Annotated in this window: 21 protein-coding genes and 2 pseudogenes; 14 read left to right on the plus strand and 9 right to left on the minus strand. The window is 62.8% G+C overall.

Annotated features, from left to right (window positions below):
* Nucleotides 1-16: 16 nt before the first annotated feature.
* Nucleotides 17-1,141, minus strand: a complete 1,125-nt coding sequence (gene udk, locus IPF85_RS23240) for a uridine kinase (RefSeq protein WP_343410429.1) — start codon at nucleotides 1,139-1,141, stop codon at nucleotides 17-19.
* Between the two features lie 569 nt (nucleotides 1,142-1,710).
* Here udk and IPF85_RS23245 point away from each other — a divergent pair.
* The 7 genes and pseudogenes from IPF85_RS23245 to IPF85_RS23275 all read left to right on the plus strand — a co-directional run bounded on the left by IPF85_RS23245 (nucleotide 1,711) and on the right by IPF85_RS23275 (nucleotide 9,174).
* Complete coding sequence (locus IPF85_RS23245; RefSeq protein WP_343410430.1) at nucleotides 1,711-3,015, plus strand: ABC transporter substrate-binding protein; 1,305 nt, start codon at nucleotides 1,711-1,713, stop codon at nucleotides 3,013-3,015.
* A gap of 177 nt (nucleotides 3,016-3,192) precedes the next feature.
* Nucleotides 3,193-4,143: a sugar ABC transporter permease gene (locus IPF85_RS23250; protein ID WP_343410431.1), complete on the plus strand. Its 951-nt coding sequence runs from the start codon at nucleotides 3,193-3,195 to the stop codon at nucleotides 4,141-4,143.
* A gap of 19 nt (nucleotides 4,144-4,162) precedes the next feature.
* Nucleotides 4,163-5,038: a carbohydrate ABC transporter permease gene (locus IPF85_RS23255; protein ID WP_343410432.1), complete on the plus strand. Its 876-nt coding sequence runs from the start codon at nucleotides 4,163-4,165 to the stop codon at nucleotides 5,036-5,038.
* Nucleotides 5,039-5,142: 104 nt separating this feature from the next.
* Nucleotides 5,143-6,150, plus strand: a complete 1,008-nt coding sequence (locus IPF85_RS23260) for a Gfo/Idh/MocA family oxidoreductase (protein WP_343410433.1) — start codon at nucleotides 5,143-5,145, stop codon at nucleotides 6,148-6,150.
* A gap of 67 nt (nucleotides 6,151-6,217) precedes the next feature.
* Nucleotides 6,218-6,910: pseudogene (locus tag IPF85_RS23265) on the plus strand (Gfo/Idh/MocA family oxidoreductase); the annotation flags it as partial.
* A gap of 164 nt (nucleotides 6,911-7,074) precedes the next feature.
* Nucleotides 7,075-7,227: a Gfo/Idh/MocA family oxidoreductase gene (locus IPF85_RS23270; protein ID WP_343410450.1), complete on the plus strand. Its 153-nt coding sequence runs from the start codon at nucleotides 7,075-7,077 to the stop codon at nucleotides 7,225-7,227.
* Nucleotides 7,228-7,605: 378 nt separating this feature from the next.
* Nucleotides 7,606-9,174, plus strand: a complete 1,569-nt coding sequence (locus IPF85_RS23275) for an endonuclease/exonuclease/phosphatase family protein (protein WP_343410434.1) — start codon at nucleotides 7,606-7,608, stop codon at nucleotides 9,172-9,174.
* A 6-nt stretch (nucleotides 9,175-9,180) separates the two neighbouring features.
* Here IPF85_RS23275 and IPF85_RS23280 read toward each other — a convergent pair whose 3' ends face one another.
* Nucleotides 9,181-10,542 carry a cytochrome P450 gene (locus tag IPF85_RS23280; RefSeq protein ID WP_343410435.1) on the minus strand — a complete coding sequence of 454 codons (1,362 nt, stop codon included), beginning with the start codon at nucleotides 10,540-10,542 and terminating at the stop codon, nucleotides 9,181-9,183.
* Nucleotides 10,543-10,843: 301 nt separating this feature from the next.
* Between IPF85_RS23280 and IPF85_RS23285 the strand changes: the two genes are divergently transcribed.
* Entirely contained in the window at nucleotides 10,844-11,077 is a 234-nt protein-coding gene (locus IPF85_RS23285; protein ID WP_343410436.1) for a hypothetical protein, read from the plus strand.
* Between the two features lie 100 nt (nucleotides 11,078-11,177).
* On the opposite strand, the gene IPF85_RS23290 is transcribed toward IPF85_RS23285, so the two are convergent.
* Nucleotides 11,178-11,396, minus strand: coding sequence for a hypothetical protein (locus IPF85_RS23290; protein WP_343410437.1), 219 nt, complete (start codon nucleotides 11,394-11,396; stop codon nucleotides 11,178-11,180).
* Nucleotides 11,397-11,437: 41 nt separating this feature from the next.
* Between IPF85_RS23290 and IPF85_RS23295 the strand changes: the two genes are divergently transcribed.
* From IPF85_RS23295 to IPF85_RS23320, 6 genes and pseudogenes are all read left to right on the plus strand, one after another.
* Nucleotides 11,438-11,824 (plus strand): Uma2 family endonuclease, encoded by a 387-nt coding sequence (locus IPF85_RS23295; RefSeq protein ID WP_343410438.1) that lies wholly within the window; start codon nucleotides 11,438-11,440, stop codon nucleotides 11,822-11,824.
* A gap of 243 nt (nucleotides 11,825-12,067) precedes the next feature.
* Nucleotides 12,068-13,441 (plus strand): M28 family peptidase, encoded by a 1,374-nt coding sequence (locus tag IPF85_RS23300; protein ID WP_343410439.1) that lies wholly within the window; start codon nucleotides 12,068-12,070, stop codon nucleotides 13,439-13,441.
* 36 nt (nucleotides 13,442-13,477) lie between these two features.
* Nucleotides 13,478-13,609 (plus strand): hypothetical protein, encoded by a 132-nt coding sequence (locus IPF85_RS23305; RefSeq protein ID WP_343410440.1) that lies wholly within the window; start codon nucleotides 13,478-13,480, stop codon nucleotides 13,607-13,609.
* A 164-nt stretch (nucleotides 13,610-13,773) separates the two neighbouring features.
* Nucleotides 13,774-13,980: pseudogene (locus tag IPF85_RS23310) on the plus strand (ABC transporter transmembrane domain-containing protein); the annotation flags it as partial.
* 199 nt (nucleotides 13,981-14,179) lie between these two features.
* Nucleotides 14,180-14,437 (plus strand): type II toxin-antitoxin system RelE/ParE family toxin, encoded by a 258-nt coding sequence (locus IPF85_RS23315; protein WP_343410441.1) that lies wholly within the window; start codon nucleotides 14,180-14,182, stop codon nucleotides 14,435-14,437.
* Nucleotides 14,434-14,751 (plus strand): hypothetical protein, encoded by a 318-nt coding sequence (locus tag IPF85_RS23320; protein ID WP_343410442.1) that lies wholly within the window; start codon nucleotides 14,434-14,436, stop codon nucleotides 14,749-14,751. The genes IPF85_RS23315 and IPF85_RS23320 overlap by 4 nt, the downstream gene beginning before the upstream one ends.
* Here the strand turns inward: IPF85_RS23320 and IPF85_RS23325 are convergent, their stop codons facing one another.
* From IPF85_RS23325 to IPF85_RS23350, 6 genes are all read right to left on the minus strand, one after another.
* Entirely contained in the window at nucleotides 14,752-15,480 is a 729-nt protein-coding gene (locus IPF85_RS23325; protein ID WP_343410443.1) for an MFS transporter, read from the minus strand.
* A 13-nt stretch (nucleotides 15,481-15,493) separates the two neighbouring features.
* Nucleotides 15,494-15,871 (minus strand): MFS transporter, encoded by a 378-nt coding sequence (locus IPF85_RS23330; RefSeq protein ID WP_343410444.1) that lies wholly within the window; start codon nucleotides 15,869-15,871, stop codon nucleotides 15,494-15,496.
* A gap of 48 nt (nucleotides 15,872-15,919) precedes the next feature.
* Nucleotides 15,920-16,060, minus strand: a complete 141-nt coding sequence (locus tag IPF85_RS23335) for a hypothetical protein (protein ID WP_343410445.1) — start codon at nucleotides 16,058-16,060, stop codon at nucleotides 15,920-15,922.
* Nucleotides 16,061-16,189: 129 nt separating this feature from the next.
* Nucleotides 16,190-16,501, minus strand: a complete 312-nt coding sequence (locus IPF85_RS23340; RefSeq protein WP_343410446.1) for a hypothetical protein — start codon at nucleotides 16,499-16,501, stop codon at nucleotides 16,190-16,192.
* A gap of 279 nt (nucleotides 16,502-16,780) precedes the next feature.
* A complete protein-coding gene (locus IPF85_RS23345; RefSeq protein ID WP_343410447.1) occupies nucleotides 16,781-16,987 on the minus strand; it encodes a hypothetical protein in 207 nt (68 codons plus the stop codon).
* Nucleotides 16,978-18,003, minus strand: a complete 1,026-nt coding sequence (locus IPF85_RS23350) for an ATP-binding protein (protein WP_343410448.1) — start codon at nucleotides 18,001-18,003, stop codon at nucleotides 16,978-16,980. Before IPF85_RS23350 ends, IPF85_RS23345 begins: the two co-directional genes overlap by 10 nt.
* Nucleotides 18,004-18,228 lie beyond the last annotated feature (225 nt).

Genomic DNA, 18,228 nt, shown 5'->3' on the forward strand with positions numbered 1-18,228 from the left:
AGCCGCTGGCTGTTCATCAGCCGCCTGGCGCGGACTGACGGCCGCGCGCAATGGCGGCCGCGGCATAGGTTGCCAGGATGCCGGCAATGGCGACATCGTCCGGCCCGAAGGCACGCGGGCTGCGAAAATTGAAAAAAAGAACACCGACCGGCGTCTCCCCTTGCTGCAAACGCATACCGACGAAGGCCTGCGTGCCGCTGGCCCGAAAATGCGCAGTCTGCACCAGGTCAGGCGGCAGGTCGTTGGTGGCATCAGGCACCACCACCGTGCCATGCGCAATGACATAGGCGCTGAGGCCCTGACGTCGCGGCAGGGCCATCTCCCCGCCGGGCGGCCAGGAGGCTGAAAATGTGGCCGGGGCCAGGAACTCGCCGCGGCCGGCGTCGTACTGATGCAGCGTCACCGTGTCGGCCAGCAGTTCCTGCGCGGCCAGGCGCACGATGTCGTTCTTCACCGTGGTGGGATCCGCGGCCAGCAGCGCGGCGCCAATCTGCTGCAGCGCGTCCAGGCGGGCGCTCAAGATGCGGGCGCGCACATGGCCGGCCACGGTTTCCAGCGCATGGCTCTGCGTTGTCTCGCCGGAGACAATGAAATCGGCGAAGCGCTTGCTCGGCTCCACGAACTGATCGTGCATCGGTCGCACCGTTTGCCGGTACTGCGCGATCACCGATTCGATGGTGCGCTGGCGCTCGCGCACATCGCGCTCGATGCGTCGCAGCAGGCGCTCGTCCGCGCTCAGGTCTACGAAAATCTTCAGATCATACAGACCGCGCAGCTCCTCCGAGGCCAGGGCCAGGATGCCGTCCACAATGATCACATCGCACGGCTCCACCAGGCGCGTGGCTGCCAGCCGCGTGCAGGTGACAAAGTCATACGTGGGCGTCTCCACCGCCTCACCGCGGCGCAGTTGACGCAAATGCTCGGCCAGGAGGGGCGTATCCAGGGAATCAGGATGATCGAAATTGGTCGTCAGCAGGCGTTCGGCCAGCGGGACATGGCTCAAATCCTTGTAGTAGGAGTCGTAGGCAATGATCACCACGCGGCTGGGGCCAACCGTGCGCACGATGGTGTTCGTCATCGTCGTCTTGCCAGAGGCCGTGCCGCCGGCAATGCCGATCACATAGGGACGGTGTGAAATCACAGACAAGAGAACCTCCATGCATGCAGGCAGGCAGGGGGGCGATTGCGCAGGCGCAATGCCGGTCGGCGCAGGCCGATCTTGCGGCGGGGCACCCCCTCGCCCAGAATTCATTCGGCGGCGTGCATTTACCTTAGCACCTTAGCACAACCTGCGTCATCCGTCAACCTGTTGTGCCGCCAGGCAGAAATTCCAAATGTAGCACACATTCAACCACAAAGAGCACAGAGAACACAAAGAAACGGCAGATCAGACGCAAATCGGCAACTTCTCTGCGTTCTTTGTGATCTCTGTGGTAAAAAACCAGGGTACATTTGGAATTCCCTGGCTGCGCCGCGGGCGATTTGACAACCCTCTGCAATCGGGCTATCATCCTGCGCAGTCCTCGCGCAAACACCCGATCGGGCGTGCCTGGCGCCCAAAGACAGGCACAGATAGGAATGAGAATTAAATAAGTGTCCGCTTTGGTGCTGTCTATATGCTCAGAATTCGCTCGGAACTGGACAGTTAAAAAATTCTCATTCCATAGCACAAACTGTCAGCACATACGAATCAGAAGGAGAAGCAAACTCATGAAGTCCATGCGTCCGTTGTTGGCACTGCTCTTGATTGCAGTGCTACTGCTCACCGGTTGTACACCGGCGACAGCCCCCACAGCCAAGCCGGCCGAGCCGACCAAAGCGGCTACCAGCGGCGAAACGGTCACGCTCACCATCGAAAGTTGGCGCAACGATGACCTGACGATCTGGCAAGACAAGATCATCCCCGCGTTCAATGCCAAGTATCCGAATATCAAGGTTGTTTTTGCTCCCAGCGCGCCCACAGAGTACAACGCCGCGCTCAATGCCAAGCTGGAAGGCGGTACCGCCGGTGATCTCATTACCTGCCGTCCGTTCGACGTGTCGCTGGGCCTGTACAACAAGGGCTACCTGGCCTCATTGAGCGACCTGCCAGGCATGGACAACTTCAGTGCGGTCGCCAAGAGCGCCTGGATCACCGACGACGGTAAGAACGCCTTCTGTGTGCCAATGGCGTCTGTGATTCACGGCTTCATCTATAACGCCGATGCCTTCAAGGAACTCGGCTTGAGTACACCGAAGACCGAAGCCCAGCTGATAGCTGCGCTGGAGGCGATCAAGAAGGACGGGCGCTACGCCCCGCTGGCCATGGGCACGGCGGATCAGTGGGAAGCGGCCACGATGGGCTTCCAAAACATCGGCCCCAACTACTGGAAGGGCGAAGATGGCCGCCTGGCCCTGATCGCGGGCAAGGCCAAGTTCACCGACGCTGATTATGTCAATGTCTGGAACATGCTCGCAGCCTGGAAGCCGTACATGCCGCAGGGATTCGAGGCCGTCAAGTACCCTGACTCGCAAAACCTGTTTACCCTGGGCAAGGCCGCCATCTATCCGGCCGGCTCGTGGGAGATTTCGCTCTTCAACACACAGGCCAAATTCAAAATGGGCGCGTTCTCGCCGCCCACCAAGAACGAGGGCGACACCTGCTACATCAGCGACCATACCGACATCGCCCTGGGCATGAACGCCAAGAGCGCACACGCCGCTGAAGCGCGCACATTCCTGGAATGGATGACGACAGCGGAGTTTGCCGAGCTGTACAGCAACGCGCTGCCCGGCTTCTTCACCCTGTCCAATCACAAGATCGCCCTGACCGATCCACTGGCGCAGGAGTTCTTGAACTGGCGCGGGACGTGCAAGTCCACCATCCGCAACTCCTACCAGATTCTCTCGCGCGGCGAGCCAAATCTGGAGAACGAACTGTGGAATGTGAGCGCGCAGGTCATCGCCGGCACCTTGACGCCCGACGCGGCGGCCAAGCGCATCCAGGATGGCCTGGAAAAGTGGTACAAGCCCTAGGTTAAGCCAACCGTCCCCGGTGCGACGTGGCCGGCCGATCCCGGCCGCGTCGCACCACGGTGAGCGGGACGCACAGGCACTGGGCCGTGCGCCTTGCCGGTCTCGCCATAACCGCCTGTTGCGTCCCGCCGCCGCAGCCCCACCGTGCCTCTACTTCGTTGCCAGGAAAGCAGGCCCATGATGCCATCACCGCCTGACATCCATCGTTCCGGTCGCAAACCCTTTCCCACCTACCTTGTCGTCTTTCTGGCCCCGGCCACGGTACTCTACACCCTGTTCATGGTCTACCCTCTGCTCGATTCTCTGCGCCTGAGCCTGTTTAGCACCCCCACCCAGGGCGGGCCGGAACTGTTCGTCGGATTGCGCAATTTTGTCGTCCTGCTCACCGATGATCTATGGGCGCCACGCTTTTGGGGCGCGCTCAAGAACAATTTCATCTTCTTCGCCGTACACACCCTGGTGCAAAACCCGGTTGGACTGCTGCTGGCGGCACTGGTCAGCAATCCGCGCCGGCGCGGCGCCGGCGTCTACCGCACGCTCTTTTTCATGCCCACCATGCTATCGGTAGTCATCATCGGCTTCAGTTGGCAGCTCATCCTCAACCCGCTGTGGGGCATCGCCAGCGGCGCACTGCACGCGGTGGGCTTGGGCGCGCTCTATCAACCCTGGCTGGGGCACGCCGGCTCCGCTCTGATCGTCCTTGCGCTGATATCGGTCTGGCAGTTCGTGGGCATCCCCATGATGCTCTTCTACGCGGCGCTGATCGGTATTCCCGAAGAGTGGGTGGAAGCGGCGCGGGTGGATGGCGCCAGCAGTTGGAGTATCTTCTGGCGCATCAAATTTCCGCTCATCCTACCCACGGTGGGTACGGTGACCGTGTTGACCTACGTGGGCAATTTCAACGCGTTCGACTTGATCTACGCCGTGCAAGGCGCGCTGGCGGGGCCTAATTTCAGCACTGACCTCATGGGCACCTTCTTCTACCGCACCTTCTTCGGCTTTCAATTGCAGCTTGGCAGCCCCACCATGGGCGCGACCGTCGCCACGATGATGTTCCTCATCATTCTGGTGGGTGTCTTACTCTACCTGTTCGCCTGGCAACGCCGCGTGCAGAGCTATGAACTCTAGCCGCCGTCGGGAGAAACGCATGAATACAGCCACGACAGCACCGATCATCCAAACTTCGCGGGGTAAACGCCTGCGCCAGCGCCTGGGCAACCTGGCGCCCCATCTCATCTTGATCGCCTATGCCGCAATTGCCCTCTTTCCGGTCATCCTGATCGTCATGAATTCGCTCAAGAGCCGCAGTGCCATCTTCTCGCGCCCTTGGCTGCCGCCCCTGCCTTCCACCTTCGACCTGGTCGGCTACACAACGGTCTTGTTACGCGCAGACTTCGGGCGCTATTTTTTCAACAGCCTGACCGTCACCATCGTCACGATGGCGCTGGTCCTGCTGACCGGGGCTATGGCCGCATATGCGCTGTCAGAATACCCGTTCCCCGGCAATGCGTGGCTCGGACTCTACCTCAGCCTGGGCATCATGATCCCCATTCGCCTGGGCACGGTCAGCATCCTGCGGCTGATCGTCTCGTTGGGTCTCATCAACACCCTGGCCGCGCTCATCCTGGTTTACACGGCGCAGGGGCTGCCGCTGACCATCTTCGTCCTGCAGCAGTTCATGCGCCAGGTGCCGCGTGAATTGACCGATGCCGCGCGCATCGACGGCGCCAACGAATATCGCATCTTTGGGTTGATCGTGCCGCTGGTGGCACCCGCCATCGCCACCGTGGCCGTCTTCACCATGATTCCCATCTGGAACGACCTCTGGTTCCCGTTGATCCTGGCGCCTGGCGAAGCCACCAAGACGGTCACACTGGGTGCGCAATTGTTCCTGGGGCAGTTCGTCAGCGACTGGAACGCCGTCCTGGCCTCCTTGACCCTGGCCATGCTGCCGATCCTCTTGCTCTATGTCATCTTCTCGCGCCAACTCATTCGCGGGCTGACGGCCGGCGCCATCAAGTAGGGGCATGGCCTTGCGCCTGCCCGCGTGGGCGACCGCAAGGGTGCGCCCCTACAAATTAAGAAGATACGAACGGCCGCCCAGAAGCCATCAGAAGGAGAAATCAGATGCGTATCGGAATCATCGGCGCCGGTGCGATGGGCAGCACCCACGCCGCCGGCTGGGCGCAAACGCCGGCCACCCTCTGCGGCTTTTTGGCCGATCCGCCGGCCGAAGCGCGCGCGCTGGCAGCCCGTTACCAGGCGCAAGTTTTTCCCAACCTGGAGGCGCTGCTGGCCGCGGTGGATGTGGTGGACGTATGCGCGCCGACCCATCTGCACTACCCCCTGGTGCTGCAGGCGGCCGCAGCCGGCAAGCACATCATCTGCGAAAAGCCGTTGGCCCTGAGCGTGGCGCACGGCCAAGCGATGATCGCAGCCTGTCGCCAGGCCTGCGTCAGGCTCTTCGTCGCGCATGTCGTGCGCTTTTTCCCCGAATATGCCAGCGCGCAGGCGGCCGTGGCCCAGGGCGAGATCGGCCAGCCGGCCGTGATACGCCTCAGCCGCGCCAGCTATCAGCCCCAAAAACCGGTGGGCAACTGGTTTCTCGATCCTGACAAGTCCGGTGGCATGATGCTGGATCTGATGGTGCATGATTTCGATTACGCGCGCTGGATCGCCGGCGATGTGGCCCGCGTCTACGCGCGCAGCCTGCAGCAGCAACAGCCGGAAGCCGCGGTGGACTATGCGCTGGCTATCTTAACCCATCGCAATGGCGCCATCTCGCACATCGAAGGCTCCTGGGCCTATCCACCGCCCACCTTCCGCACACGCCTGGAAATCGCCGGCAGCGATGGCCTGATCGAGTGCCACCCCGACCACACCCTGGCCCTGGCTACCTACCTGCGGCAAGCAGGCGCGGGCGATGTGCCCGATGTAGGTGTCCCCGGCAGCCCGATGTTAGAAAACCCCTATACCACGGAAATCAAAGCGTTCTACACCGCGATCACACAAGGGTTGCCGGCCCGCGTCAGCGCGGCGGATGGTTTGGCCGCGCTGCAAATTGCCCTCGCGGCCCGCGAATCGGCACAGCGCGGCGTTGCCATTGACCTGCCGCGCCTGCCGGAACTTGAGTGAGCGGCCGAACCGCAACCGGTCACGGCGGCCAAAGACTGTCACTAAACAGGACCATTCGAGGTGTTCCATGCGCATTGGACTTCTGAACCTGGCTCATCACCATGTCATCTCATACATCGCCAATCTGCGCGCCCTGCCTGGCGTTGAGTTGATCGGTGCGGCCGATGCTGACCAGGCACGCTGTCAGCATGTTGCCCAGACCTACGGCATGACCGCCTTCCCCTCTTATGACGCGCTGCTGGCGGCCCGGCCCGATGGCGTCATCGTCTGCGCCGAAAACACGCGGCATCGGGCGTTGGTGGAGATGGCGGCCGCGGCCGGGGTGGCTGTCCTGTGCGAAAAGCCGCTGGCTACCACGTTGGAGGACGGTCGAGCCATGATAGATGCCTGCCGCCGCGCGGGGGTCAGCCTGATGACCGCTTTCCCCATGCGTTTCAGCGCACCGCTGCTCGAACTCAAAGCCCTGCTCGACCGCGGTGGCCTGGGCCAAGTGGTCGCATGCAATGGCACCAACCAGGGACAGATGCCGCAGCAGCACGCGGCCTGGTTTGTGGACCCGGCTCTCTCCGGCGGTGGTGCGCTGATGGATCACATCGTACACCTGGCGGACGTACTGCGCTGGCTGCTGCAGAGCGAGGTGGTGGAAGTCTACGCGCAGACCAATCGTATCATGCATGCGGCCAGCGTGACGGTAGAGACCGGCGGACTGGTCATGCTCACGTTTGCCAATGGCGTGTTTGCCAGCATTGATTGCAGCTGGAGCAAACCACTGAACTACCCCACCTGGGGCGGATTGGCGCTGGAGATGATCGGCACGCGGGTGTGGTCAGCGCTGATGCCTTTCGACAAAATCTTGATATCTACAACCAGCGCCGCGGCGACCACACCTGGCGTTTTTGGGGCGCAGACGCGGATCAAGCGCTGGTGGCCGAATTCATTCACGCACTGCGTACACAGCGCGCGCCCGCCGTCAGCGGCGAAGATGGCTACCGGGCGCTGCAAATCACCCTCGCGGCATACACATCAGCGCAGCACGGACAGCCGGTCCGGCTGCCGCTCCCAGACAGGAGATCATGATGCGACTTTCGCCCACTTTACAACGCACAACCGTCTATGCGGTATTCTTCCTCTTTTTCTTCCAGCTCCTGGCTGACTTCGTGGAGGCCATCTACGCGTTCGGCCTGCTGGGTACCAACATCCCGCCGGAGATCGTGGCGGTGCTGCTCTTCTTCTCCCCACTCCTGCTGCTGCTCTGGCGCCGCGGCCGGCCGCGCCATCTGCTGTTCATCCTGGCAGCCCTGGTTCTGCTGAGCCGTGTGCTGGAGCCCTTCCTGGATACGCGGGGCCGGATGTTCGTCGCCGGCCTGGGTGTGGCCTGCTCACTGCTGCTCTTTTCGGCCTATCTCTGGCGCAAGCGCGCTGCCAGCGCAACCGACCTGGGTGCAGGGGCTGACCGTGGCCCTTGCCCTCTCCGCGGCCCTGCGCACCTTCGGCTCCGGCCCGGACATTTCAACCGGCGGCATGTTCCAGGGCATCGGCTGGGGACTGGCCCTGCTGGTCCTGGTTCTCCTGATTCGTGGCTGGCCCGATCAGGAAGATCACGAGACGCCGGCCGCTCCACCCGCGGCCGGCCGTGGCGCTACCGGCCCTGTCCTGGGCCTCATGGCCGTGATTTTCCTGCTCTATGTCGTCTTCTCCGCGCCCCATGTCCTGGCGCGCTGGACCGGCATGGATCAGCGGCTCATCCTGTTTCTCTATTTCCTGGCGTTGGTGAGCTTTGGCTGGCTGATGGCGCGGCCGCAGGGGCTGCCGACCCTCTCCCGCCCGGTCATTCTCGTCTTGAACCTGATCCTCCTGCTGGCCCTGGCGCTGACCGCCCGGCTGCAGCAGCCGGCCTTCACGGCCGACCCATCCGCCTTTCCCCTGCTCGAACCGGCGATCCCCTGGAACTTCCACATCCCCCTGGTTCTGACGCTGCTGCTCTGGCCCATTCTGCTGCTCGATGCCGTGCTGCTGCTGCAGACCATCGCTCAACGCCAGCCTTCGCTTCCCAGCCTGGGCCGCAGCTTTGGCCTGGCCGCCTTCTTCCTGTTGGTCATGATCTTCGCCCACGTCTTCACCACCGTCTACGACTACATCCCGGTGATCGGCCCGCTGTTCCGCAATCAGTTCTGGGCGGTTCACCTGGCGGCCGGCGTGGTACTCGTGCTGGCCCTGCTGCAGACGGCCCGCTCTCAGATCGCGTGGACTTCGACGCCTGTCTTAGCCGCCGCGCTGACACTGGTGGGCGTTCTGGCGCTTGTGGGCGCCCAACTGATCACGGCCAAGCCAGCGCCGCCCGCCGGTCAGGCCCGCCAACTCACCATCCTGACCTACAACATTCAACAGGGCTACAGCGCGGAGGGGCAGCGCGACCCGGCCGGGCAGTTACGGCTGCTGGCTGAGGTCAGCGCGGACATCATCGGCCTGCAGGAGTCCGACAACGCGCGCATTGCCGGCGGCAACGGCGACCTGGTGCGCTATTTTGCCAATCAGCTCGGCATGTACGCCTACTACGGCCCCAAGACCGTGGCCGGCACCTTCGGCATCGCCCTGCTCTCCCGCTACCCGATCGAAAATCCACGCACCTATTACCAGTTCAGCGAGGGAGAGCAGGTGGCGGTCATTGCCGCGCAAATCACCGTGGGCGACCGCACCTTCGAGGTCTTCGTCAATCACCTGGGCAATGGTGGGCCGCTCATTCAGCAGCAGCAACTGCTCGAACTGATGGCAGGACGCACGAACGTCATCGCGCTGGGCGATTTCAACTTCCGGCCCGACAGCGAGCAGTATCGCCTGACCACGCAGCAGTTGGCGGACAGTTGGACCCTGCGCTGGCCCGCCTGGCGGGACGACCAGGGTCAGCAGCCACAGCGCAAAATTGACCACATCTTCGTCTCACCTGGAACCGACGTGCGCCAAACCCGCTTCATCCCCAGCCCAGCCTCCGACCACCCCGCCGTCACCGCCACTATCGGCTGGTAATAATCCCTACCCCCTCCTCCGCACCACGCGCACTCGGCAGTGCTTGTCGGGCGCGGGCGAGGGGCTGTAGGTGCGGCGCAGTTGGTACGCCGGGTCGGCCAGCGCGAATTCCAATTCGTGGAACAGCGTGGCCGCGGTGAGCATGATGAGCACCTCGGCAAAACCGGCGCCGGCGCAGGTGTGCGCACCAAAGCCGTAGGGCGCAAAGGCGCCGGGCTGGCGCGTCTCCTGGCGCGGGGGCAGGCAGCGATCAATGTCGAAGCGATGGGGGTCCCTGTAGATGCGCGGATCGAAATGCGCCACACCAGTCGCGGCCATGACCGGCTCCATCGCGTGCAACTGGCAGCCGGCAAAGGTGAACGGCTCGATGACGGTGCGCGGCACCATCGGCGCCACCGGGTAGAGGCGCAGCGTCTCCTGCGCGGTGGCGTGCAGGATGGGCATCTTGCGCAGCCGGTCGGCGGTCAGCGGGCCTGCGGCAAAAACCGCGTCAATTTCAGTTTGCAGGCGGGCCAGCGTTTCGGGCTGTTTGAGCAGCGCATAGATCAGGAATGAGGTTGTGCCCGCGGCCGTGTCAATGCCGGCCAGGTAAGGCCCCAGCGCGCCGATCAGCAGTTCCGGCTCGGAGAGCATGTCAGGGTTGTCGGCCGAGGCGGCCAGCAGGTAATCAATCAAGTCGCCATCGTCTGCCGACTTGGGCTGTGCCCGATGGCTGGCCAGCATGTCGGCGGCCAGTTGCATGACACGCGCCTTGGCCCGGCGATAGGGTGGCAGGCGCAGGCTGATTTTGGGCCATTGGCCCAGCACGGCGTTGAGCAGGGTGCGCATGAAAAGGACGAAGTCTGGGAAATAGTCGCCCGGCCCGCTGCCCAACAGCAAACGGCCGATCTGTTCTCCGATCAGGCGCTGTATGGTGGGGAAGACCACGAAGGTGGCGCCCGGCTGCCAGTCTGCCAGCAGCGTGCGCGTCAACGTCACCGCGGTGGGCAACTGCTCCATGATGGCCGTGCGGCTGTAGGGCTTCTTGAGAATTTTGCGCATGCGCGAATGGGGTTCGCCATCAATGGCGGCCAGGAAGTATTTCGATTCGATCTCATCGGCAAAGGTGGCCCAGGTGTAACGGCCGCTGAGATGCGCATCGCCGGCCGCGGTCAGGAACTGGTTGGCCTCAGGGCCGGCCAGGACCGTGAAGCGCCGGTTGAGCGCCTTGACCGTGAACACCGGGCCGTGCTTCAGATACTGCTGCTCCAGGAAAGTGAGCGGGTCGTTCATCAAGGGGAGGGCGCTGCCAAGCAGTGGCATCCCGTCGGCCAATGGGGGGACAGGAGCCTGCGAAACTCCGCTCTGCCAGGTCATCGTATTCGTCATCGTCTTTTTCCTCGTCCTGGTTGCTTGTTCAACTGACTCTCACCTGCCATTGTGCCTTACATGACTCATTGCGTCAAATTCGGCGGCCCTCAGCCTGGAATTCCAAATGTAAGCGCCTTCTTCACCGCAGAGGTCGCAGAGGAATCGCACCTTCTTGGAGCAAACTGGGGCATGTTACAGGCGCCCCGCCCGCGCTCCCAGGTAATGACGCTCGCGCGCGATAGTCTGCAGGCACACGGGACTTGTGGTATAATTTGGGTGATATTAATGATATTCACATCGAATTTCCAGGAGAGAATAGATGTTCGACACGACCATGAAGGACGCGATCGAGCATCGTCTATCGGTGATCGGCGTCCAGATACGCGCCTACGAAAATCAGTATGGAATGAACTTCGAGCAGTTCCAAAGCAGTGGTCGCAGCGGCGAACTGCAGGCTCCAACTTCATACCGGATCGAACGTGATTACTTCGAGTGGGACAGCTTGATAACCCGCCGCAAGAAACTGAACGACATCCTGCAATGGCTGGCTTGACTCTATCCCACTCATCCAAGACAACCAACGCATTTTTGGCGCTGACAATGCCTTTGTGGGTTGGCATATTCATCCCTTTGAAAATCCTGACGAACACCGATTATGTGAAAAAGTGCGCTTCGAGGAATTCTTGAACGCCATTGAGCAGTGGATCGAATAGATCCTTGATGCGGAAATTGAGGTGATGCGATGGGTGAGGCTCTGCCGATGGCGAGTGAAACCGATTACCGGAGAGGATCTGCTGGCGCTGGGCGACATCGGCCCGAGCGAGCTGATTGATGGGAGGATTGTGACCATGACCCCAACCGGCGATGAGCATGGGACGATTGAGTTCAACCTGGGAAGTGAACTGCGGCCTTCGTGCGTCAGCAGCGCCTGGGGCGGAGTCACGGCGGCGAGGTTGGCATCTACACGCGGCGCAATCCGGATCGCGTGCGCGCCGCCGACATCGCCTTCATCTCGACGAGCCGCCTGGCGCAGCCGGTCAAGGGCTATCTGACCGTGGCGCCCGACCTGGTGGTGGAGATCATGTCGCCCGATGACCGCTGGCAGGACCTGCGCGAGAAGTTGGCCGAATACTTCGCCATCGGTGTGACATGGGTCTGGGTCGTCGAACCGTCGGCACGCAAGGTATTGGTCTTTCATTCGCCCACCATGATCGAGGAATTCAATGAAGATGACACGCTGACCGGCGAGGGCGTATTGGCCGGATTTGCGGTCAAGGTGGCGGACCTGTTCAGCGTCTGAATGTGAGCATCGAGGCGCCAACCGGGCGAGCGTTGCAGCACGAGAGGTGAGCAATCGGGACAATGAATGCGGTCCAACGCACTCGATAGACGGAGGCAATCATGCGCAAGCTTCTACCGAGCAGAACTTCGGGGACTACCTGCAGAGCTTTGCCGATAGAGAGGTGCGATCTGTCCATCCCTCCTGGTCAAGATACGGAGCTGGTACAACGGCTTCGCTTTTTTTCGCGCCGCGCCGGAGACGGTGTGCAATCCTTTTCGCTGCTGCTCCTGCTGGACGGCCAGGATTTCCGCAACTACTGGTTCGAGCGGCACGCCCACCTTCCTGATCCAACTGATCCAAAACCAGCACTACGACATCCGACAACTGGACGATCTGAACGTTGGCGAATTGGCCTTCAGCAGCTATGACATCGAACGGCTGCAGGTTCTGCCCCTGCTCTACCAGACGGGCTATCTGACCATCAAAGGCTACGATCCGGAACGGCAACTCTACCGGCTCGGCTATCCCAATCGGGAAATAGTGGCGTCAGCGGCCCAACCTGGTCTGCATGGCCCGCGGACAGTGAGAAAGCAGAGACACCATGAAATCACCATTTGCGTTGAGGATGATATGCATACCCAATTGACCCGCCATCTTCACAAACTGAGCGTCGAGATCGGCTGCCGACCCGTCGGCTCGCCGGCCAACCAGGCCGCGGCCGCCTACATGCGTGACGTTTTTAGCGCCCTGGGGCTGGTCGTCGGGAACAGACCTACGCCTGCACCGGCTGGCAGTGCGCAGGCGCCTGGCTGTCCGCTGGAGGCGATGCCCTGCCGGTCGAGGCCAACGCCTTTTTCGCCCGCGTGCGACGTGACTGCGACGGTTGTTCCTGCAGCCACGCTGACTGGGCTGGCCGCGGCCGACCTGACGGGGCCCGGATCGCGCTGTTGCACGGCGAAGCTGGTGAATGAACCGCTGGCGCCCAAGTCATGGTTCCTGGCCGGCGAGCGCGACCACGCCATCATCGGCTCTGCTGGAAAGCAAACGACCGGCCGCGGTGCTGGCGCCGCCCCGCCCACGCCGCAGTACGAACAGTTCACCGCCGACTGGGAGCTGGAGATTCCTGCCGCCACCACGCCGGTTGCCGTCATCGAGCGCCTGTTGGCCCAACCGGCGCTGCTCCATCTGCGCCTGGACTGCGCCAAATATCCCGCGACCGCCGCCAACATCGTGGCGCGCAAACCCGGCGCTCGTCCGCCCGGCGCGCCTCCGCAGCGCATGGCGCTGATGGCGCACTTCGCCACGCGCTTCAATACCCCCGGCGCGCTCGACAACGCCGGCAGCGCCGCCGCGCTGCTGGCGCTGGCGGAAACCCTACGCGGCGCGGTGCTGCCGTTCGACCTGGAGTTCATCGCCTTCGACAGCGAGGAATATATGCCGATCGGCGATGATGAATACGTGCGCCGCGCCGGCGAGGCCTCCTTCGCCGAGGTCGCCCTGGCGATCAACATGGACGGCGCCGACTACGTACACGGGCCGAACACCGTTGCCCGATTCAACACCTCTCCAGCGTTGACCGCCCGTCTGGAAGCGATCGTGGCTCGCTACCCTGCGCTGCAATGGACGGAGCCGTGAGCGCAGAGCAACCACTCGACCTTCTCCTTCCGCGGCGTGCCCGCTCTCGCGTTCAGCTCCCAGGGCGCCTTCAACCTGGCTCATTTCCCGACCGATACGATGGACAAAGTGAGCGTGGAAAAACTGGCCGAGGTAGTGGCGCTCGTGCGGGAGATCGTGGCGAGCTGAACCTATCCACTTGACCAGGATCGAACTCCTCCCACGGCGGGGGAGTTTCTGTTCCATGGGCCTACAATCTTCACGGCTCATGCTCAACGTCCAAGCGATTGTGGGTAGCCGGACCGCGCGCCTGGCCTTCCTCGTCCGGCCGCCCTGCTCAGCAAGCCGATGCTATCGGTTCGCAAATTACCGCCGGGCTGGCGCGCAACCTGCGGCGCGTGCTGTTCGAGAAGGTGATGCGCTTCTCCGGCGCGGAATTCGAGCATTTTTCCACCGCTTCGCTCATCACCCGCGCCACCAACGATACCACGCAGGTTCAAACCGTGATGGGCATCATGGTGCGCATGGTCTTCTACGCGCCGATTATCGGCGTGGGAGGTGCAAGCCCCGATGGGGCTAACCATGCGCTGACCATCATCGCTGGGGCGTCTGGCGCGCCGTCGTGAATCATCATAGACATCGCGTTGACAAATGCCATGACTGGGGGTAAGATAGGGGTGTCAAAGATTGCCTCCAGATGCCAGCGAGGGAATGAGTTGCGATACGAGATCGAGATCACCGAAGAAGCCGGAGTCAGACTTGGATGTTATCCGCGCCTTTTATCGCGAGGAAATCCTTAAAGGCATGGAAGATCACTTGCGCTTCGAACCAACTCGCAAGAGCCGATCACGTATCAAGCGTTTAGAACTGCTTGACTCGCCCGCGTATCGGCTAAGGGTGGGGGATTACCGGGTTTTCTACGATGTTGATGAAGTGACGGCTGAAGTCACGGTGCTGCGCGTGATGAGTAAAGAGGAGTCGCTGGCGTATCTTGAGACGCTGGAGCAAATGCTATGAAAACGATCGAACTGGACACTCTCGATGCCCGATTACAGGATCGGATCCTTGCGGCTGTGGCTGAGCCAATCTTAATTACCGAGGCGAAGCGGCCTGTCCTCGTGATTCGCAGCCTATTGGAAGATGATGTGGCAGACGATCTGATTGCCAGACATCCGGCTTTTCTGGCAACGATCCGTCGGGCGCGTCAACAGAAGACCGCAGGGCGCACCCGGCGGTTGGAGGATGTGCGGCAGAAGTACGAGACAAGCCAGGGAGGCGGTCTCGACGTAACACGGCCCCGCCGAGCTTCGATGGCTGGGCAACCAGCCTGATTATCGTTGCGGCTGCCCGCTCTCGGCGCGTTCCTCGTGAATCAGCCTATCGAGCCTCTGTGCGCCGGCTCGCCACCCACAAAAACCCAATCCCCCCACCAGCGCCGTGACGCCGCCCCAGCAGAGGCGGCCGCGGGGCGAAGCACTCGAACAGCCGGCCCACCCAACACCTGACCCCAGCATCGCGCGTACGCCCCACGAAACCGCGCCGAACACTCCCTGCGCGGTCGCGCCCATTCCCTTTGGCGCGATTTCGCCCGACAGCGCCACACCCGCGGCCCAACTGGCGGAGAACAGCAGGCCATGCAGCAGTTGGATCGGCAGCGCACACAGCGGGTTCACCATCAGGCTGTAGCCGAAACCTTGCGCGGCGCACGCCAGCAGCGAGAGCGCCAGCACTTTGCGCGTGCCCAGGCGCTCGATCAGCCGGTCTGCGAAGAACCACACCGGTAGCTCGCTGACCGTCGAAACCGCCAGCGTGATCCCCATCAGCGTCTTGCTGGCGCCGAGCCGCTCCATGTAGAGGAAGAGGAAGCTCATCTCGATGGAGAGCGCCAGGCCGCCGATCAGGATGCTGGCGAGGAAGATCACCCACGGCCCGTTGCGCAGCAGGGCCATCACCCCGCGCCAATAGGAGCCGCGGCCGCTGGCGCGCTCGACGGGCAGCCCCGCCACCGTGACCAGGCAGCCGAGCATCAGCAGCGCGTAGCCGCCGAAGGCGGCCGACATGCCGCGCGGTCAATCAACCAGCCCCATCGGCGCCATCAGGCCCACCCGAACGCCGCCGATGCGCTGCCGGCGTGCGAAGGCTCCTGCGGTCACCCAGCATGGTCAAGACGGTGTTGTCAACCAGCGGGATGACCGGCGCCAAGAAGAAGGCATTCAGGATGACCAACGGGATGAGCCAGCGCAACCCGCTCGTCTGCGACAGGGCCGCCACCGCGACGATGCTGCCCGCCATCGCCAGCAGCAACACCGGCCGGTGTCGCTGCGTCGCATCGGCCAGGCCGCCCCACAGCGGCGCGCTGACCAGCGTCACCAGCGGGAGCAGGCCAGAGAGCAGCCCGATCTGCGAGGCCGACATGCCGTTCTGGGCATAGTAGAGCGCCAGGAATGGCAACAGGCGTCATCGCAAAGTAGAAGAAGTACGCCGCCTTTGGCCGGATCATCAGTACGGCGGTTCGGCCGGCCCATCATACCCGCACATGCCCGTGCGCGGCGAGTTCACCAGCGCCATCACCATCTCCTCGTGTTCGTGCTCCTGGGCGTGCTCGTCGCACAATTCACATTTCTGATCTTCGTGATACATGCATTCGAAGCACAACCAGGTCGCGGGCGTGCGAAACGCTACATGGCGGCTGCTCGAACTTGTTGCGCCATCAGGAAGATCGGATGCTCGGTGAGCGGCTTGCCTCGCGCGCCGCAATGACCTTGATGGTCAGCTTCGAGGTCGTGCCGAAATCATACTTTGTGACAGCTCCAGACCTGGCTGAAGATGCTGCTCACCTTCACCGCGCTCATCAAGGGGCCTTCGTTCTCGCCCCAGAGACTGGCCGTGTTGTCGTACCTGGCGCCTGCGATCTTGAAGGAGCCAATGCCCGCAGCACTCCAGCCAGATGGCGCGCAGGTACTCGTCCAGGTCTTTCAGCGTCGCTTTGCCGCGCATCTCCAGATGCAGGGAAATAGCCGCGCCCCAGGCATCCTGCGCCTGGGAGATGATAGAGGGTCTGCCGTTGGCGCTTGGTGGCATCGGCTGTCGCCTGAGCCTCCTGCCGTTTGGGGCATGTTGGCAGATGCCGGAAGCCCGCCCTGGGCGAATTCCCGACCGCAGAATACACAACTACCGCGAGTTTGTGGGCCTGACATGGTGGTCTCCTTGTGGATGGCTGATTTTGGTGTGTTCAGAATAGTGCGGAGATGTCATCCGCACAAGCGACGCTGGCACAGTCAGCCAGACTACAGGTGCGTGAATTCCATGCGAGTAGTATGCCGAATGGCAAGTTACTGCAACAACTTGACATTCCCTCGATCACAGCGCCGCCAATGGCCAGGCGAGCGTGCCGCCACCGAGCGGCAGCGGGGCCGGGCCAGGGTGGATGACGTAGCCTGGCGCAGCGCGGTCGCCGAAGTCACGGCGGAAGCCAGCGATGCCGTGCGTCATTGCGGGCCGGACGGTGGCCGAGGCTTTGATTTCGACGGGGATCAGCGCCGCCGCCGTCTCGACAATCACATCCACTTCAGCGCCCGCAGCCGTGCGCCAAAGTAGATCGTTGGCTCTTCCCCACGATGCAGGCTGGTCTTGTAAAGCTCAGCCACGACCCAGTTTTCCAGGAGCGCGCCGCCCATCGGCCCATTGGCCGCGTGCTCGGCCTCGCGCAGCCCCACCAGGTAGCAGAGCAGCCCGGTGTCCGTGAAGTAGACCTTCGGCGACTTCACCAGGCGTTTGCCCAGGTTGACATGGTACGGCCGCAGGAGAAAAATCTGGAACGATGCCTCCAGGATTGCCAGCCAATCCCGCGCCGTGTTGACCGCGATGCCCACATCCCGCGCCAGGTCGCTCAGGTTGAGCAATCCCGCGCTGCGGCCGGCCAGGCTGCGCAGGAAGGTCTGAAACAGGGTCAGGTCGCCGATATTGCGCAGGTTGCGCACGTCCCGCTCCAGGTAGGTCTGCACATAGCTGGCCTGCCACAGACGGGCTTCGCGCGTCGGGTTCTTGACCAACTCCGGGTAGCAGCCGCGCAAGATCTGCGGCCACACCTCGACGGCCGCCGGCGCGACAGGCGGCGTCAGCGGCCGCGCCACCTCCCAGGGCAACGGACGATCCGGCTCACCGGCGATCTCGCGCTGCGTCAGCGGCAGCAGCTTGAGCACCGCGGCGCGACCGGCCAGGCTCTCCGTCACCTGTTGCATCAGGAGCAGGTTCTGAGAGCCGGTCAGGATATACTGGCCGGGCTGATCGCGGCGGGCGTCCACCCGCTCTTTGATGTAGGGCAGCAGGTCGGCCGCGTACTGGACTTCATCGTAGGCCACGGGCGTCCCGTAGAAATCGAGAAACCCGCGCGGATCGCCCAGCGCGGCGGCGCGCACATCCGGCGGCTCCAGCGAGATGACCGGGATGCGCGCCCCGATCGTGTGCTGCAGCAGGGTCGTCTTGCCCGACTGCCGCGGGCCGATGAGCACGACCACCGGAAACTCACGCAGCGCCCGGGCCAGCACCGGCTCCAGGCTTCTGGGGATGTAATGCTCAGTCATAGGCTATCCTCCGTGCATATTTGCAATTGTACTGCAAATATGCACGATAAGCAAGCCACCTGGACAACTCGAATTGGTCTGCTGTTACTCGCCCCGCAGCTTTCTCCAGCGTCGCCGCAAGGTCAACCGGCCGGTGTCGAGGCTGGGCTGTCGTCATCTTCGATCAAGGGCATGGTGGGGTCTCCTGGGTGGCGAGTTGGACGGCTTGTGGAAGATGCAAGCCTT

Source organism: Candidatus Amarolinea dominans, from assembly GCF_016704685.1.
Lineage (GTDB): Bacteria > Chloroflexota > Anaerolineae > SSC4 > Amarolineaceae > Amarolinea > Amarolinea dominans.

Bases quoted from the DNA above. Each gene is read 5' to 3' on its own strand.
- IPF85_RS23285 (WP_343410436.1), top strand. From the start codon at position 10,844: ATGTTCGACACGACCATGAAGGACGCGATCGAGCATCGTCTATCGGTG.
- IPF85_RS23350 (WP_343410448.1), bottom strand. From the start codon at position 18,003: ATGACTGAGCATTACATCCCCAGAAGCCTGGAGCCGGTGCTGGCCCGG.
- IPF85_RS23255 (WP_343410432.1), top strand. From the start codon at position 4,163: ATGAATACAGCCACGACAGCACCGATCATCCAAACTTCGCGGGGTAAA.
- IPF85_RS23335 (WP_343410445.1), bottom strand. From the start codon at position 16,060: ATGTATCACGAAGATCAGAAATGTGAATTGTGCGACGAGCACGCCCAG.
- IPF85_RS23245 (WP_343410430.1), top strand. From the start codon at position 1,711: ATGAAGTCCATGCGTCCGTTGTTGGCACTGCTCTTGATTGCAGTGCTA.
- IPF85_RS23260 (WP_343410433.1), top strand. From the start codon at position 5,143: ATGCGTATCGGAATCATCGGCGCCGGTGCGATGGGCAGCACCCACGCC.
- IPF85_RS23320 (WP_343410442.1), top strand. From the start codon at position 14,434: ATGAAAACGATCGAACTGGACACTCTCGATGCCCGATTACAGGATCGG.
- IPF85_RS23250 (WP_343410431.1), top strand. From the start codon at position 3,193: ATGATGCCATCACCGCCTGACATCCATCGTTCCGGTCGCAAACCCTTT.
- IPF85_RS23325 (WP_343410443.1), bottom strand. From the start codon at position 15,480: ATGTCGGCCGCCTTCGGCGGCTACGCGCTGCTGATGCTCGGCTGCCTG.
- IPF85_RS23290 (WP_343410437.1), bottom strand. From the start codon at position 11,396: ATGCTCATCGCCGGTTGGGGTCATGGTCACAATCCTCCCATCAATCAG.
- IPF85_RS23340 (WP_343410446.1), bottom strand. From the start codon at position 16,501: ATGCCACCAAGCGCCAACGGCAGACCCTCTATCATCTCCCAGGCGCAG.
- IPF85_RS23280 (WP_343410435.1), bottom strand. From the start codon at position 10,542: ATGACGAATACGATGACCTGGCAGAGCGGAGTTTCGCAGGCTCCTGTC.